The sequence below is a fragment of the Halomonas sp. C10-5 genome, assembly GCF_057169305.1.
This window is the reverse complement of record NZ_CP175665.1, coordinates 2,441,276-2,455,777: the sequence shown is the minus strand read 5'-3', so window position 1 is coordinate 2,455,777 and position 14,502 is coordinate 2,441,276. Positions and strand designations below refer to the sequence as shown.

Below are 14,502 nucleotides of genomic sequence, written 5' to 3'. Positions count from 1 at the left end.
CGGACTGCATCCGGAGCTGTAAGCGATCAGCTTTACGCTGTAAGGAACCCCAGCCGCAAGCCCTGGTGGCTACACCTTGGCTTACGGCTTACGGCTTACGGCTTACGGCTTCAGTTCCTGGCCAGCAACGAGCCGTCGTAGCGCACCGTCTTCTCCGCGGGAGTGAGCATCGAGACCCCCTCGCTGTTGCCGCCGTTGGCCAGGCTCTCGAAGATCGCCCGATAGGTGAGCACCGCCTGCACGTAGTTGCGCGTCTCGCGGAAGGGGATGCTCTCCACGAAGAGGTCGAACTCCCGGGGGGCACCCTCCGCGAGCCAGCGGTCCACCCGGCCGGGGCCGGCGTTGTAGGCCGCCGTGGCGGCCAGGCGGTTGCCACTGTAGCGCTCGAGCATGTCGCGGATATAGGTGCTGCCCAGGCGGATGTTGGTCTGCGGGTCGAGCACGCCGTAGGCGCCGGGGTCGGCGATGCCCAGCTGACGGGCCAGCTGGGTGGCGGTGCCGGGCATGACCTGCATCAGCCCGCGGGCGCCGGCCGGGGATACCGCCTCGGGGTTGTAGGCGCTCTCGCGACGGGCGATCCCCATCAGTAGGTAGGGGTCGACCCCCGTCCTGCGACCCCACTCCATGAAGTGCTCGCGATAGGCCTCGGGAAAACGCCATTCGAGGGCGTCCCACAGCTGGCCGGCGATGGTGGTCTGCACCAGCTTGGCGTGCCAGCCGCGGCGCTGGGCATAGTCGCCCAGGGCGCGGGCATCCCGTGGACCGGCCCGCCGCACCGCCGCATACCACTCGCTGGCGGCCAGCCCCGGCTCGTCGATCTGCAGCAGGGCCTCGGTGCGCCTCACCACGGGCCAGCGAGACACCTGTTCGCGGTAGGCGGCGTCGAAGGTGTTGCGCTCCATGTTGAGGGCGTAGGGGCGGCCCAGCCTGTCGGCGGCAGAGAAACCATAGAAACTGCGTCCCGCGGCGGCGGCGGCATAGGCACGCCCGGCGCTGGCCTCGTCGCCGAGCTGTTCGTAGGCGCGCCCCAGCCAGTACTGCCAGCGTTCGTCGCGACGCGTCTCCTCCGGCATGCGCTGGACCCAGTCGATGACGCCTCGCCAGTCGCGATCGGCCAGGGCGGTGCGTACCCGCAGCTCGAGCAGTTCAGGATCTGGCAGGTCGGGGAGGGCGGCGTCGACCCAGGCGCGATTGGCGTCTATCTCGCGCACCAGTGAATAGAAGATCAGGTCGCGCTGGATCGCCTGGCGGTGCTCGGCCGTGAGCTGCAGTCGCGGGGCGATCTGGCGCCAGGCCTTCAGTGCCTCCTCGGTATCGGCGCGCACATAGCCATGCATGGCGGCGGCGAAGAACTGGCCTCTGCCGCGGCAGTCGGGGCCGAGGCAGGCGGGGACCCGGGTGATCGCGGCGTAATCGTCCTGCACGCGGCTCATCGCCTCCTGGGCGGACTGCCAGCGGCTGCCCAGCTGGCGACCCAGATAGCTCGCCAGGCCACTCTCGCCGGCCTGCCAGGCGAGCATCTGACGCTCCCAGACCTGCTGTTCGCCGATCTCGCCGCGGCTGCGCAGGGTGTCGAAGAGGCTATCGCAGGCCTCGGGCTGGGAGCGGCCGACGCGCCACAGCTCGCGCCCTCCCTCGGCGGCCGTGGCGGGGTCGCGGTCGAGCAGGGCGGTGTAGTAGTGGCAGCGCCGGGCGGTGCCTTCGGGTTCCCCGTCGGCGACTTCCAGCAGGTAGGCGTGGCGTTCGGCCTGGCCATACTCGTCGATGGCCTGGCCGCGCATCCAGTCGGCGAGGGGGGAGTCGGCGTGGTCGGCGATGAATGCCAGTACCCGCTGCGGCTCGACATCCGGCAAGCGGTCACGCAGGCGGTGATACGCCACGTAGCCGGCCAGCTCATGGTCGCGAATGGCCGCCTCGTCGACCTTGTGCCAGTCGCCGGCCCGGGCGGCCTGCAGTGCCTCGCGCATGCTGCGGTCATCGGCCTGGGCCAGCAGAGGCAGGCAGGCCAGGGTGGCGGCGGCCAGGGCGCGCCAGGAAACGGGGAAGCGCAGGGACATGGGAACCCTCCAGCGTCGATTCTCGTGCAAACCACCATCCTCGCCGATGGGGGAGCTCGGGGATAGTGTCGCCCGTGCACGACAACGCGTCGAGACTGTCGCCGCGACCGGGAATCGCCTATCGTGAAGTCCTGTTAGGCAGGAGTGGCAAGGAGGAGCCCATGGCAGGCAAGGGCAGCAAGCTGATGACGCGGCTGCGCGGGCGTTCCCGGGTGATCGGCCAGATCGTCCGGGCCCTGAAGCTGTTTGTGCCGATGCTCGGCGACGTGCTGCGTGGTCGCTATCGCCCCGTGCCCTGGGCGGCCATCCTGTGGATGCTCGCCGCGCTGGTCTATCTGGTCTCTCCCCTTGACCTGATCCCCGACTTCCTGGTGCTGGTGGGTGTGCTCGATGACGCGGTGATCGTGGGCTGGCTGCTGACCCGAGTGGACGCCGCCCTTGGTCCCTATCGCGCCTGGCGCGAGGGCGGGGTGGACGCGAACGAGGACGATGCCTCCACGACCTGATACGATCGTTTGATCGACCAGCAAGGCGAACCCGACCCGCATGACTTCCCCCACCGATGCCGACTGGCGGCGCGCCCTGAGCCGCTTCGTCAACGTGATCCCGCATACCCGTGAGCTGGGCCTCGAGGTGCTCGAGGCGTCGCCACGGCTGACCCGCATGCGCCTGCCCTGGCACGAGGACTTGCTGGGCGACAGCGCTCGCGGCCTGGTCCACGGAGGGGTGCTGACCATGCTGCTGGATACCGCCTGCGGCTCGGCGGTGCTGCCTGCGCTGCCGGCGCCGGAGGTGTGTCCGACCCTGGACCTGCGTGTCGACCACTTCCGTCCAGCGGTGGCCGGCCTCGACCTGCTGGTGGAGGCGCGCGCGCTGCGTGTCACCGCCTCGGTGGTGTTCACCGAGGGACGGGTCTGGCAGTCGGGGCAGGGTGACGTGGCCCGGGCCGTCGGCAACTTCGTGCGGCTGGGGCCGCGCAACACGCCGCCGGAGTTCGCCCAGGCGCTGTTTGCCGAGGAGGATGACCATGCCTGAGGGTATTCATGGTGTGGAGTGGCTGGCCAGGACCCGTGACGATCGCGATCTGGCGGCATGGCTCGAGCTGATGCCCTATGCGCGGCGCATCGGGGTATCGGCGCAACTGGAGGCGCAGGGCGAGGGGCTGCTGTTCCGCCTCGACCCCCAGCCGGGCAACGTCGGCAACGTGATGCTGCCGGCATTGCATGGCGGGGTGGTAGCGGCCTTCATGGAGACCGCGGCGACGCTTGACCTGATGCTGGCTTCCCGGGAGCCGCGCCTGCCGCGCGTCGTCGATGTCTCCATCGACTACCTGCGTACCGCTCGCCTGGTGCCTACCTATGCCCGCTGTTCGCTGCTGCGCGAGGGGCGACGCCTGGCCAATGTCACGGTCACCGCCTGGCAGAAGGATGTCGCCGCGCCGGTGGCCACCGCGCGACTGCATTTCGTGCTGGGGGATCCCGCGAACCATCAGGAATGACTCAGCTCGAGGCTTGAAAAGCGCCATCGCAACCCCATATCGACTGCCAGTTCCGAGTCGGTGGCCCGTCCACCGTCGTCATGTCGAAAGAAGGGGTTCACGCTACATGACTACCGCCACGCAACATGAAGAGACCCTCGGCTTCCAGACCGAGGTGAAGCAGCTGCTGCACCTGATGATCCACTCCCTGTACTCCAACCGGGAGATCTTCCTGCGCGAGCTGATCTCCAACGCCGCCGACGCCTGCGACAAGCTGCGCTACGCGGCGTTGGACAACGACGCCCTCTACGAAGGCGACAGCGAGCTGCGCATCGAGATCGAGCACGATGCCGAGGCGGGCACCGTCACCGTGCGCGACAACGGCATCGGCATGAGCCGCGACGAGGTGATCTCCAACCTCGGCACCATCGCCCGCTCCGGTACCGCCGAGTTCCTCAAGCAGCTCTCCGGTGAGCAGCAGAAGGACGCCCGCCTGATCGGCCAGTTCGGCGTGGGTTTCTACTCCGGCTTCATCGTCGCCGACGAGGTCACGGTGCGCACCCGCAAGGCGGGCAGCGACCACGCCGAGGGCGTCGAGTGGCGCTCTCAGGGCGAGGGCGAGTTCACCGTCGCTGACATCGAGCGCGAGGCCCACGGTACCGAGATCGTGCTGCACCTCAAGGCCGACGCCCAGGAGTTCGCCGACGACTTCCGTCTGCAGAGCCTGGTGCGCAAGTACTCCGACCATATCGAGGTGCCGGTGCGCATGCCGAAGGTCGAGGCCGCCCGCGACGAGGAGGGCAACGAGATCGAGGGTAGCGAGACCGTCACCTGGGAAACGGTCAACGAGGCCACCGCCCTGTGGGTGCGTCCCAAGGGCGAGATCTCCGACGACGAGTACCAGGCCTTCTACAAGCACGTCGCCCACGACTTCTCGGATCCGCTGACCTGGAGCCACAACAAGGTCGAGGGCAAGCTCGAGTACACCAGCCTGCTCTATGTGCCGGGCCGGGCACCCTTCGACCTCTATGAGCGCGACGGCGCCCGGGGCGTGAAGCTCTATGTGCAGCGCGTCTTCATCATGGACGACGCCGAGCAGTTCCTGCCGCTCTACCTGCGCTTCATCAAGGGCGTGCTGGACACCCGTGACCTGTCGCTCAACGTCTCCCGGGAGCTGCTGCAGCAGGATCCCCAGGTCGAGAAGATCAAGTCTGCGCTGACCAAGCGGGCGCTGGACATGCTCAAGAAGCTGGCCAAGGACAAGGAGGCCTACCAGACCTTCTGGAACACCTTCGGCAGCGTGCTCAAGGAGGGGCCGGCGGAGGACTTCGCCAACCGCGAGAAGATTGCCGGCCTGCTGCGCTTCTCCACCACGCATACCGACAGCGCCACCCAGGACCAGTCGCTGGCCGACTACATCGAGCGCATGCAGGAGGGGCAGCAGAAGATCTACTACATCGTCGCCGACGGCTTCAACGCGGCCAAGTCCAGCCCCCATCTGGAGATCTTCCGCAAGAAGGGCATCGAGGTGCTGCTGCTGCATGACCGCATCGACGAGTGGCTGATGAGCCACCTCACCGAGTTCGACGGCAAGAGCTTCGTCGACGTGGCCAAGGGCGAGCTCGACCTCGGCGAGATCGAGGGCGAGGAGGAGAAGAAGGCCCAGGAGGAGACCGCCAAGGCCAAGCAGGACCTGGTCAAGCGGGTCAAGGAGGCGTTGGGCGAGACCGTCCAGGAGGTCAAGGTGACCCATCGCCTCACCGACTCGCCGGCCTGCGTGGTGCTGCCCGAGCACGAGATGGGCTTCCAGATGCGCCGCATCATGGAGGCCGCCGGCCAGCCACTGCCCGAGGTCAAGCCGATCCTCGAGCTCAACCCCGAGCATGCGCTGGTGGCTCGCCTCGAGGGCGCCGTGGGCGAGGGCTTCGCCGACCTGGCCCATATCCTGCTCGACCAGGCGATTATCGCCGAGGGTGGCCATCTCGATGACCCGGCCGCCTACGTCAAGCGCCTCAACGCCATGTTGAGCGCCTGACCCAGCCAGCCTTTTCGCCCTTGCAGGCCGCCTTCGGGCGGCCTGCGCGCTTCTGTCACTTGCCTTTTTCCCGGTTTCCGGTCAGCGTCGGTTTATTCCAGTTTTTCAGCGTGATGCTGCTTCATTGCGAGCGCCTTCGACGGAGATTCGACGGTTGTGCAATGCGGCATTGTCAGGTATGAATAAAAGGACTGCCCTATGCATGATTTCAATAACCAACCGGGAGATCCAACGTGAAGATTGGTGCACCCAGGGAGCTCGCCAAGGGCGAGGCGCGCGTCGCGCTGACCCCTGACAGCGCGAAGTTCATCCAGAAGCTTGGACATGACTGCCTGATCGAGAGCGGGGCCGGCGTAGCCGCCGGCTTCGACGACCAGGCCTACCGTGACGCCGGTGTCAGCGTCGTCGACGGCGCCGAGGCGCTGTGGTCCGACGCCGAGGTGGTGATCAAGGTCCGTGAGCCCGAGGAGGCGGAGGTCAAGCACCTGCGCCAGGGCCAGACCCTGATCAGCTTCTTCTGGCCGGCCCAGAACGAGGAACTGCTCGAGAAGTGCCGTGCCCAGGGCGCCACCGTGGTGGCCATGGACATGGTACCGCGCATCTCGCGGGCCCAGAAGATGGATGCCCTGTCATCCATGGCCAACATCGCCGGCTATCGCGCGGTGATCGAGGCGGGCAACAACTTCGGACGCTTCTTCACCGGTCAGGTGACCGCCGCCGGCAAGGTGCCGCCGGCCAAGGTGCTGGTGGTCGGCGCCGGGGTGGCGGGTCTCGCCGCCATCGGCACCGCCACCAGCCTGGGTGCCGTGGTGCGTGCCTTCGACGTGCGCCCCGAGGTGGCTGAGCAGATCGAGTCCATGGGCGCCGAGTTCCTGTTCCTCGACTTCGACGAGAGCCAGGACGGTGCCGAGACCGGCGGCTACGCGGCCCCCTCCAGCCCCGAGTTCCGCGAGAAGCAGCTGGAGTGCTTCCGCGAGCAGGCCCCGGAGGTCGACATCGTCATCACCACCGCGCTGATCCCTGGCCGCCCGGCGCCCAAGCTGTGGCTCGAGGACATGGTCAAGGCCATGAAGCCGGGTTCGGTGATCGTCGACCTGGCGGCCGAGAAGGGCGGCAACTGTGACCTCACGGTGCCCGACGAGAAGGTGGTGACCGACAACGGCGTGACGGTGGTCGGCTACACCGACTTCCCCTCGCGCATGGCGACCCAGTCGTCGTTGCTCTACTCCACCAACATTCGCCACATGCTCACCGACCTGACGCCGGAAAAGGATGGCAAGATCGTCCACGACATGGAGGACGACGTCATCCGCGGCGCCACAGTGACCCACGCCGGCGAGGTCACCTTCCCGCCGCCGCCGCCCAAGGTGAAGGCGATCGCCGCGGCCAAGCCCAAGCCCAAGGAGAAGGAGCCGACGCCTGAGGAGAAGAAGGCCGCCGAACTGGCTACCTTCAAGGCCCAGACCAAGCGCCAGGTGACCCTGCTCGGGGTGGGCGGCGCACTGATGCTGCTGCTCGGCCAGGTGGCCCCGGCCTCCTTCATGCAGCACTTCATCGTCTTCGCCCTGGCCTGCTTCGTCGGCTTCCAGGTGATCTGGGGCGTCAGCCACTCGCTGCATACGCCGCTGATGGCGGTGACCAATGCCATCTCCGGGATCATCATCCTGGGGGCGATACTGCAGATCGGTTCGGGCAGTGGGCTGGTGACGCTGATGGCAGCCATCTCGGTGCTCATGGCGACCATCAATATCGTGGGCGGCTTCCTGGTGACACGCCGGATGCTGGCCATGTTCCAGAAATCGTGAACCGCGGAGACAACCCATGCTGAGTCAAGGATTCGTGTCTGCCGCGGCGATCGCGGCAAGTGTACTGTTCATCCTCTCCCTGGGGGGATTGAGCAATCAGGAGAAGGCCAAGCGGGCGGTGTGGTACGGCATCGTCGGCATGGCGGTGGCGGTGTTCTTTACCGCCTTCGGCCCGGGTATCGGCGCCTACGGCTGGATGATCCCGATGATGGTCATCGGCGCCGGCATCGGTGTCTATGTGGCCAAGAAGGTCGACATGACCGAGATGCCGCAGCTGGTGGCGGCGCTGCACAGCTTCGTCGGCCTGGCCGCAGTCTTCGTCGGCTGGAGCGCCGACCTGGAGCGGCGTCGCGTGCTGGCGGCCCGCGCCGTCGAGGCGGGTACCGAGCAGTTCTCGGCCTTCGCCGGCCTGGTGGCCACCAAGGCGCCGGACGAGCTGATGTTCCTGCAGATCGAGGTGGTGCTGGGGGTGTTCATCGGTGCGGTGACCTTCACCGGCTCGGTGATCGCCTTCGGCAAGCTGGCCGGCAAGGTGGACGGCAAGCCGAAGCAGCTGCCCGGCGGGCATATGCTCAACGCCGGCGCTGCGGCGCTCTCGCTGCTGTTCGCCATCCTCTATCTCAATGGGGCTGGCTTCTGGACCCTGCTGCTGATCGCCGCCCTGGCGTTCTTCATCGGCTACCACCTGATCATGGGCATCGGCGGCGCCGACATGCCGGTGGTGGTGTCGATGCTCAACAGCTACTCCGGCTGGGCCGCGGCGGCCATCGGCTTCACGCTCTCCAACGACCTGCTGATCGTTACCGGCGCCCTGGTGGGCTCCTCCGGTGCCATCCTGTCGTACATCATGTGCAAGGCGATGAACCGCAACTTCGTCAACGTCATCCTCGGTGGCTTCGGTGGCACCCAGGGGCCGGCGGCGGAGATCGAGGGCGAGCAGGTCGCCATCGACGCCGGTGGCGTGGCCAGCGCCCTCAACGATGCCGACAGCGTGATCATCGTGCCGGGCTATGGCATGGCGGTGGCCCAGGCGCAGAACGCGGTCAGCGAGCTGACCCGCAAGCTGCGCGCCGCGGGCAAGACCGTGCGCTTCGGTATCCACCCGGTGGCGGGTCGCCTGCCCGGTCACATGAACGTGCTGCTGGCCGAGGCCAAGGTGCCCTACGACATCGTGCTGGAGATGGACGAGATCAACGACGACTTCTCCTCCACCGACGTGGTGATCGTCATCGGCTCCAACGATATCGTCAATCCGGCGGCCGAGGAGGATCCCAACAGCCCCATCGCCGGCATGCCGGTGCTGAAGGTATGGGAGGCCAAGCAGGTGTTCGTCAGCAAGCGTGGCCAGGGTACCGGCTACTCCGGCATCGAGAACCCGCTGTTCTTCAAGGAGAACACCCGGATGTTCTATGGCGATGCGCGCAAGAGTGTCGATGACCTGCTGCCGCTGATCGACTGACGCCCCGTCCAACCAGGCCCGCTTCGGGCCGCACTCCCCGACGCCCGGACCGGTCACGGTCCGGGCGTCTTTTTCGCTACAATCTCCCCATCCATACACTTCCTGCGGGGTTCATCATGGCAGAGGAACGCATGCGGGTGGCGGTGCTGGGCGGCGGTAGCTTCGGCACTGCCCTGGCCAGCATCGCCGCCGACAACGGGGCCGAGGTGCGCCAGTGGCTGCGCGACCCGTCCCTGGCCGAGCAGATCAACCGCGAGCATGTCAACGGACGCTACCTGCCCGACTACGCCATCAATCCGTCGGTGGTGGCCTCCACCGAGATGGCCGAGGTGCTGCCCGGCGCCGGGCTGGTGCTGGTGGCCATTCCCTCCAAGGCCTTTGGCGATGTGGTGCGCCAGGCGCGCCCCTTCCTGACCCCCGACCAGATACTCGTCAGCACCACCAAGGGTATCCAGGAGGAGGGTTTCAAGCTGATGAGCCAGATCCTCGAGGAGGAGACCGGCTTTGCGCATATCGGCGTGATCTCGGGGCCCAATCTCGCCTCCGAGGTGGCCGACAAGCAGCTCACCGCCACGGTGATCGCCAGCGATGACCCCGAGACGCGTACCCGAGTGCAGAACGCGCTCGGCTGTGACTACTTCCGGGTCTATGCCAGCAACGACCGTTTCGGCGTGGAACTCGGCGGGGCGCTGAAGAATATCTACGCCATCGCCGCCGGCATGGCCGCGGCCCTGGGCATGGGTGAGAACACCCGCAGCATGCTGATGACCCGGGCGCTGGCCGAGATGAGCCGCTTCGCCGTCTCCCAGGGCGCCAATCCCATGACCTTCCTGGGCCTGGCCGGGGTGGGGGACCTGATCGTGACCTGCTCATCGCAGCTCTCACGCAACTACCGGGTCGGCTATGCCCTGGGCGAGGGGCGCAGCCTGGACGAGGCGGTGGATGCCCTGGGCCAGGTCGCCGAGGGGGTCAACACCGTGCGTCTGGTGCGCGACAAGGCGCGCGCCGAGGGCATCTACATGCCGCTGGCCGAGGGGCTCTACCAGGTGCTGTTCCGGGGTGTGCCGGCCAAGGAGATGGCACGGCTGCTGATGCTGGGCGAGCAGAGCAGCGATGTGGAGTTCGTGCTGGCGCGCGAGGACGTGCAGCGCGCCCACCGCGAACAGGAGGGCGACAAGCAGGGTGCCAAGGAGGGCGGGCATGGTTGAACGGCTGCTGATCATGCGCCACGGCGAGGCGGGGCCGGGCCGCCCCGACGTCGAGCGTGAGCTGACCGGCCATGGCCAGCAGGAGGTGCGACGCATGGCGGCCTGGCTTGCCGACCGCGACGACCTGGCCGGCCTGCGCCTGCTGGCGAGTCCCTACAGACGCGCCCGGCAAAGCGCCGCGGCGCTGGCCGAGGCGCTGGAGGCAGAGATCGAGACGCTCCCCCTGATCATGCCGGATGACCCGCCTCAGGGGGTGGCCGACTGGCTGCTCGAACAGCCATCTGGACGGCCTCTGCTGCTGGTCAGCCATATGCCGCTGGTCGGGGCGCTCACCGGGTTGCTGGTGGAGGGACGAGCGGATCGTGGCCTCGCCTTTCCCACTGCCGGGGTGGCGGAACTCGAGGCCGAGGTGTGGGCGGCGGGCTGCGCCCGCCTGGCGCGCTTTATGACTCCTGCCGATCTCGGCTGAGCCGGGCCTCGCAGGCTTGCCGCCAGACCAGCCCCGGGCGCTGAGACCCGCCGCCGCTAGATCAGGCCAGCCATCTGCAGGCCGAAGGCGCCCAGGGTGATGGTGACGCTGGCCATCAGGGTGGTGAGGGCGATGATGTTGGCGGTGAGCACGGCATTGCCGCCCATGGCCCTGGCCATCACGAAGGCCGCCGCCGCGGTGGGACTGGCGAAGAACAGGAACATCACCCCCAGTTCGCGTCCCTCGAAGCCGGCCAGCCAGGCCGCACCGGTGGCCAGTATCGGAATCACCACCATCTTCATCAGGCTGGCGCTGAGCGCCACCGCGCCGGAGGCCTGCAGGGCGCCGAAGGAGAGGGTGGCGCCGATGCAGATCAGCGCCAGCGGCAGGGTCAGGGAGGCGAAGTACTCTCCCGAGGTCAGCAGCCAGCCGGGTAGCGGTGGTGCGAGCAGAGCCACCGGCAGCGCCGCCACCACGGCCAGGATCAGCGGATTGCGCACGATATGGGCGAGGATATCGCGCCAGTCGACCCGGGCCTCGTCGCGGTAGGTGGCCAGGGCCACCACCGAGAAGGCGTTGTAGGTGAGGATCACCACGCCAAGCAGCAAGCCACCGGCAGAGAGGCCGTAGTCGCCATACATGCTCGCCGCCAGCGCCAGGCCGACGATGCCGCAGTTACCGCGGAAGGCGCCCTGGATGTAGCTGCCGCGGTCGGCCCGGGCCACGCGCAGCGCCGCCCAGCCCCACACCGCCAGGAAGCTGCCTAGGGTGGCCAGGGCGAAGACGCCAAGCAGCCGCGGGTTGAGGGTCGCCTCGAGATCGGCGCGGATGATGCTCAGGAAGATCAGCGTCGGCAGGGTGGCCTTGAACACCAGCTGGGAGGCGGTGGTGACGAAGGCCGCATCGATCCAGCGGGCGCGCTTGAGTCCCAGGCCGATGAAGACCATGGCGAAAACCGGCAGGGTGATCTCCAGGGTCGTCTGGAAGATCGCCAGGGCCTCCATTAGCGCACCAGCCAGAAGCCGACCACCACGGCGGCGAGGACGGTGGCGAAGAAGAGTCGATTGCGGATCCGGGTATCACGGGGCTTGCGGGCGGTCACGGGGGCTCCTGGTTGGGGGGCGGCTTGGCGAAACATGGTAATCCCGTTAGCCTGCTACCACCAGGCGCCCCACCCGCGCCGCGCTTCTCCCCGGATCAGGAAACGCCGATGACGCCCGCCGAGACCGACCGTCCCACGCTGCTGTTCGCCCACGCCAATGGTTTCCCCGGGGTCTGCTATCGCAGCTTCCTGGCGCCGCTGGGTGAGCGTTTCGTGCTCCATCCGCTGGATCGGCTCGGCCACCACCCCGATTTCCCGGTGGGCCACAACTGGCTGGCGCTGCGCGACGAGCTGCTCCACGCCCTGGAGGATCTCGATACACCGGTGATCGGCGTGGGCCACTCCATGGGCGGCGTGCTGATGGCCATGGCCGCCGAGGCGGCGCCGGCACATTTCCGCTGCGTGGTGATGCTCGACCCGCCGCTGATGCTGGGCATGGATGCCTGGGGGATGAAGGTCGCCAAGCAACTGGGCCTGGCGGATCGCGTCACCCCCGCCGGCAAGAGCCTGGGGCGGCGCACCACCTGGCCGGATCGCCAGGCGATGCGCCACTACCTGCGCCGGCGCGGGCTGTTTCGCCGCTTCACCGAGCAGGCCATGGACGATTACGTCGAGGGCGGTACCCGGCTGCTCGACGACGGTCAGGCGGTGCTGGTCTATGACCCGGATATCGAGGTCGAGATCTTCCGCCACCTGCCGGATCACCTGGGGGACCTGCCGCGCCGGCTGCGGGTGCCCCACGCGGTACTGGCCGGCGAGGATTCCGACCTGCTGACGCCGCGTCGCTGCCGCCGCCTGCGACGCCACGGGGTGCCGGTGCACCCGGTGCCCGGTACCCACATGTTTCCCATGGAGCATCCCGACGAGGCGCGGCAGGGCCTGCTGGCCGTGCTGGATGATTTGCTCGGGGAGGCAGCATGAGCGCGCCACAGGCCCTGCGTCTGGCCGGAGGACGCCTGTCGGGACTGGCCTGGGGGGAGGAGGGGGCCCCGCCGTGGCTGGCGCTGCATGGCTGGCTGGACAATGCCGCCAGTTTCTCGCGCCTGGCGCCGCTGCTGGCCGAGCGGCTGGGTGTGCGGGTGGTGGCCATCGATTTCGCCGGCCATGGCCACTCGCACCACTCGCCCGGCGACTATGCCATCTGGGACTACTGCGATGACGTGCTCGACGCCGCTGATGAACTGGGACTCGAAGCGGTCACCCTGCTGGCCCACTCCATGGGGGCCGGGGTCGCCTGCCTGACCGCCGCGGCCCTGCCCGAGCGGGTGGTGCGGCTGGCGCTGATCGATGGCCTGGGTTCGGTGACCACGCCCCCCGGCGAGGCCCCCCGGCAGCTGCGCCGGGGGCTGCTGGGCCACCGCCGCCCGCCCTCCGGCGGGGCGAGCTATGCTGATCAGGAGGAGGCCGTGGCGGCGCGGGTCAAGGGTGGAGCGACCCCGGTGGATGCCGGCACGATCCGCCCGGTGGTGGTTCGCAACCTGACAGCGCTGCCGGACGGGCGCCTGGGCTGGCGTACCGACCCCCACCTGGTGCGTCCCTCGCCGGTGCGCTTGACGCCCGAACAGGTGCTGGCCTGCCTGGCGGGAATCGAATGCCCGGTGCTGCTGGTTGAAGGCGAGACCGGTATCCTCGGCGAGAAGGAAGCGGCACGGATGGCACGCGCCGCACTGTCGGGGCTCGATCGCCGGGTGTTGTCGGGAGGACACCACCTGCACCTGGAGCCCGACGCGGTGGCGGCGGTAGCCGAGACCATCGGCACCTGGGTGACACGCGATGCCGGACGGTCAGAGAAGCGAGGAGAAGCAGGCGAATGAGCGACAGGACGGCAGCCTCCGCCGCGGGCAAGCGAGTGGCGCTGGTGTTGGGCAGCGGTGGGGCGCGTGGCTATGCGCATATCGGCGTGATCGAGGAGATCGAGCGTCGCGGCTACCAGGTCGTGGCGATTTCCGGCTGCTCCATGGGGGCCCTGGTGGGGGGCGTCTACGCCGCCGGCCAGCTGCCGGCCTACCGCGACTGGGTGTGTCGACTCGATTACTTCGACGTGCTGCGCCTGGTGGACGTGACCTGGAGCCCCATGGGCGCCATGAAGGCCAACAAGGTGATGAGCAAGCTGGAGAGCCTGGTAGGCGATGCCCGCATCGAGGATCTGGCGATCCCGGTGACCACCGTGGCCACCGACATGACCCGCCAGCGTGAGGTGTGGTTCCAGAGCGGCCCGCTGCTCGAGGCGATCCGCGCCTCCATCGCCGTGCCCGGGGTGATCACCCCGGTGCACCGCGGCCAGCAGGTGCTGGTCGACGGCGGCCTGCTCAACCCGCTGCCGATCATTCCCTCCGTGTCGTCCGACGCCGACCTGGTGATGGCGGTTAACGTCACCGCCCACAGTCCACGGCCGGTGACCCTGGAGGAGCTGCTGCCTCCCGAGGCCGCCCGCAAGGAGCGGGAGCGTGAGGCCGCCCGCGATGCCAGGGGGAACGAGTTTACCGCCTGGATCGACGAGGTGAAGAACGCCGCCAGCCGCTGGTTCGATGGCCTGGGCGGTGCCGGTGGCAGCACCGAGGGAGAGGCAGACGAGCCCAGCGAAGTGGCCAGCCGCCGTCGCCAGTGGGGCCGACTGGACATGGTGCTCGCCTCCTTCGATATCACCCAGGCGGCGCTGGCCAAGTACAAGGTGGCGGGCTATCCCCCGGACGTGCTGATCGAGGTACCCAAGACGGTGTGCGGCGCCTACGAGTTCCATCGTGCCGAGGCGTTGATCACCCTGGGGCGTCAGCTGGCGGTGGAGGCGCTGGATCGCTATGAGGGTCGCAACCACCCGGGGTGGGGCGGCCGTGGCATCATCGTCGGCCCCAGCCTGCCTGACGACAAGCCGCCGGTCGCGTAGGACATG

General features: G+C 68.2%; 13 protein-coding genes. 11 read left to right on the top strand and 2 right to left on the bottom strand.

The features are described from left to right. Positions 1 to 110 precede the first annotated feature (110 nt). Entirely contained in the window at positions 111 to 2,057 is a 1,947-nt protein-coding gene (locus tag ACJ7IV_RS11445) for a transglycosylase SLT domain-containing protein (RefSeq protein ID WP_483864494.1), read from the bottom strand. Between the two features lie 161 nt (positions 2,058 to 2,218). Here ACJ7IV_RS11445 and ACJ7IV_RS11440 point away from each other — a divergent pair, with 161 nt between their 5' ends. The 8 genes from ACJ7IV_RS11440 to sixA all read left to right on the top strand — a co-directional run bounded on the left by ACJ7IV_RS11440 (position 2,219) and on the right by sixA (position 10,510). Beyond that, positions 2,219 to 2,563: a YkvA family protein gene (locus ACJ7IV_RS11440; protein ID WP_483864493.1), complete on the top strand. Its 345-nt coding sequence runs from the start codon at positions 2,219 to 2,221 to the stop codon at positions 2,561 to 2,563. Between the two features lie 40 nt (positions 2,564 to 2,603). Next, positions 2,604 to 3,092, top strand: coding sequence for a PaaI family thioesterase (locus tag ACJ7IV_RS11435; protein WP_232912565.1), 489 nt, complete (start codon positions 2,604 to 2,606; stop codon positions 3,090 to 3,092). Next, a complete protein-coding gene (locus ACJ7IV_RS11430; protein WP_483864492.1) occupies positions 3,085 to 3,555 on the top strand; it encodes a PaaI family thioesterase in 471 nt (156 codons plus the stop codon). Before ACJ7IV_RS11435 ends, ACJ7IV_RS11430 begins: the two co-directional genes overlap by 8 nt. Before the next feature lie 106 nt (positions 3,556 to 3,661). Further along, entirely contained in the window at positions 3,662 to 5,569 is a 1,908-nt protein-coding gene (gene htpG / locus ACJ7IV_RS11425) for a molecular chaperone HtpG (RefSeq protein ID WP_483864491.1), read from the top strand. Between the two features lie 233 nt (positions 5,570 to 5,802). Beyond that, on the top strand, positions 5,803 to 7,374 hold the full coding sequence (locus tag ACJ7IV_RS11420; RefSeq protein WP_483864490.1) for a Re/Si-specific NAD(P)(+) transhydrogenase subunit alpha: 1,572 nt from the start codon (positions 5,803 to 5,805) through the stop codon (positions 7,372 to 7,374). Positions 7,375 to 7,390: 16 nt separating this feature from the next. Next, entirely contained in the window at positions 7,391 to 8,833 is a 1,443-nt protein-coding gene (locus ACJ7IV_RS11415) for an NAD(P)(+) transhydrogenase (Re/Si-specific) subunit beta (protein ID WP_483864489.1), read from the top strand. Between the two features lie 116 nt (positions 8,834 to 8,949). After that, positions 8,950 to 10,041, top strand: coding sequence for an NAD(P)H-dependent glycerol-3-phosphate dehydrogenase (locus ACJ7IV_RS11410; protein WP_483864488.1), 1,092 nt, complete (start codon positions 8,950 to 8,952; stop codon positions 10,039 to 10,041). Beyond that, the gene (gene sixA, locus ACJ7IV_RS11405) at positions 10,034 to 10,510 is read left to right on the top strand and encodes a phosphohistidine phosphatase SixA (protein WP_483864487.1); all 477 of its coding nucleotides are present in this window, start codon (positions 10,034 to 10,036) and stop codon (positions 10,508 to 10,510) included. Before ACJ7IV_RS11410 ends, sixA begins: the two co-directional genes overlap by 8 nt. A gap of 56 nt (positions 10,511 to 10,566) precedes the next feature. Here the strand turns inward: sixA and ACJ7IV_RS11400 are convergent, their stop codons facing one another. Further along, entirely contained in the window at positions 10,567 to 11,514 is a 948-nt protein-coding gene (locus ACJ7IV_RS11400) for an AEC family transporter (protein WP_483864486.1), read from the bottom strand. A gap of 206 nt (positions 11,515 to 11,720) precedes the next feature. On the opposite strand from ACJ7IV_RS11400, the gene ACJ7IV_RS11395 reads away from it, so the two are divergent. Genes ACJ7IV_RS11395 through ACJ7IV_RS11385 form a run of 3 tightly spaced genes read left to right on the top strand, consistent with a single transcriptional unit; the run spans position 11,721 to position 14,496 of the window. Beyond that, positions 11,721 to 12,533 (top strand): alpha/beta fold hydrolase, encoded by an 813-nt coding sequence (locus ACJ7IV_RS11395; protein ID WP_483864485.1) that lies wholly within the window; start codon positions 11,721 to 11,723, stop codon positions 12,531 to 12,533. Further along, complete coding sequence (locus tag ACJ7IV_RS11390; protein ID WP_483864484.1) at positions 12,530 to 13,426, top strand: alpha/beta fold hydrolase; 897 nt, start codon at positions 12,530 to 12,532, stop codon at positions 13,424 to 13,426. The genes ACJ7IV_RS11395 and ACJ7IV_RS11390 overlap by 4 nt, the downstream gene beginning before the upstream one ends. After that, the gene (locus ACJ7IV_RS11385; protein WP_483864483.1) at positions 13,423 to 14,496 is read left to right on the top strand and encodes a patatin-like phospholipase family protein; all 1,074 of its coding nucleotides are present in this window, start codon (positions 13,423 to 13,425) and stop codon (positions 14,494 to 14,496) included. The genes ACJ7IV_RS11390 and ACJ7IV_RS11385 overlap by 4 nt, the downstream gene beginning before the upstream one ends. Positions 14,497 to 14,502: the final 6 nt, after the last annotated feature.

Coding starts and splice junctions, on each gene's coding strand:
- ACJ7IV_RS11385 (WP_483864483.1), top strand. CDS start 13,423: ATGAGCGACAGGACGGCAGCCTCCGCCGCGGGCAAGCGAGTGGCGCTG.
- ACJ7IV_RS11390 (WP_483864484.1), top strand. CDS start 12,530: ATGAGCGCGCCACAGGCCCTGCGTCTGGCCGGAGGACGCCTGTCGGGA.
- ACJ7IV_RS11415 (WP_483864489.1), top strand. CDS start 7,391: ATGCTGAGTCAAGGATTCGTGTCTGCCGCGGCGATCGCGGCAAGTGTA.
- ACJ7IV_RS11430 (WP_483864492.1), top strand. CDS start 3,085: ATGCCTGAGGGTATTCATGGTGTGGAGTGGCTGGCCAGGACCCGTGAC.
- ACJ7IV_RS11400 (WP_483864486.1), bottom strand. CDS start 11,514: ATGGAGGCCCTGGCGATCTTCCAGACGACCCTGGAGATCACCCTGCCG.
- ACJ7IV_RS11435 (WP_232912565.1), top strand. CDS start 2,604: ATGACTTCCCCCACCGATGCCGACTGGCGGCGCGCCCTGAGCCGCTTC.
- ACJ7IV_RS11440 (WP_483864493.1), top strand. CDS start 2,219: ATGGCAGGCAAGGGCAGCAAGCTGATGACGCGGCTGCGCGGGCGTTCC.
- sixA (WP_483864487.1), top strand. CDS start 10,034: ATGGTTGAACGGCTGCTGATCATGCGCCACGGCGAGGCGGGGCCGGGC.
- ACJ7IV_RS11445 (WP_483864494.1), bottom strand. CDS start 2,057: ATGTCCCTGCGCTTCCCCGTTTCCTGGCGCGCCCTGGCCGCCGCCACC.
- ACJ7IV_RS11410 (WP_483864488.1), top strand. CDS start 8,950: ATGGCAGAGGAACGCATGCGGGTGGCGGTGCTGGGCGGCGGTAGCTTC.
- ACJ7IV_RS11395 (WP_483864485.1), top strand. CDS start 11,721: ATGACGCCCGCCGAGACCGACCGTCCCACGCTGCTGTTCGCCCACGCC.
- htpG (WP_483864491.1), top strand. CDS start 3,662: ATGACTACCGCCACGCAACATGAAGAGACCCTCGGCTTCCAGACCGAG.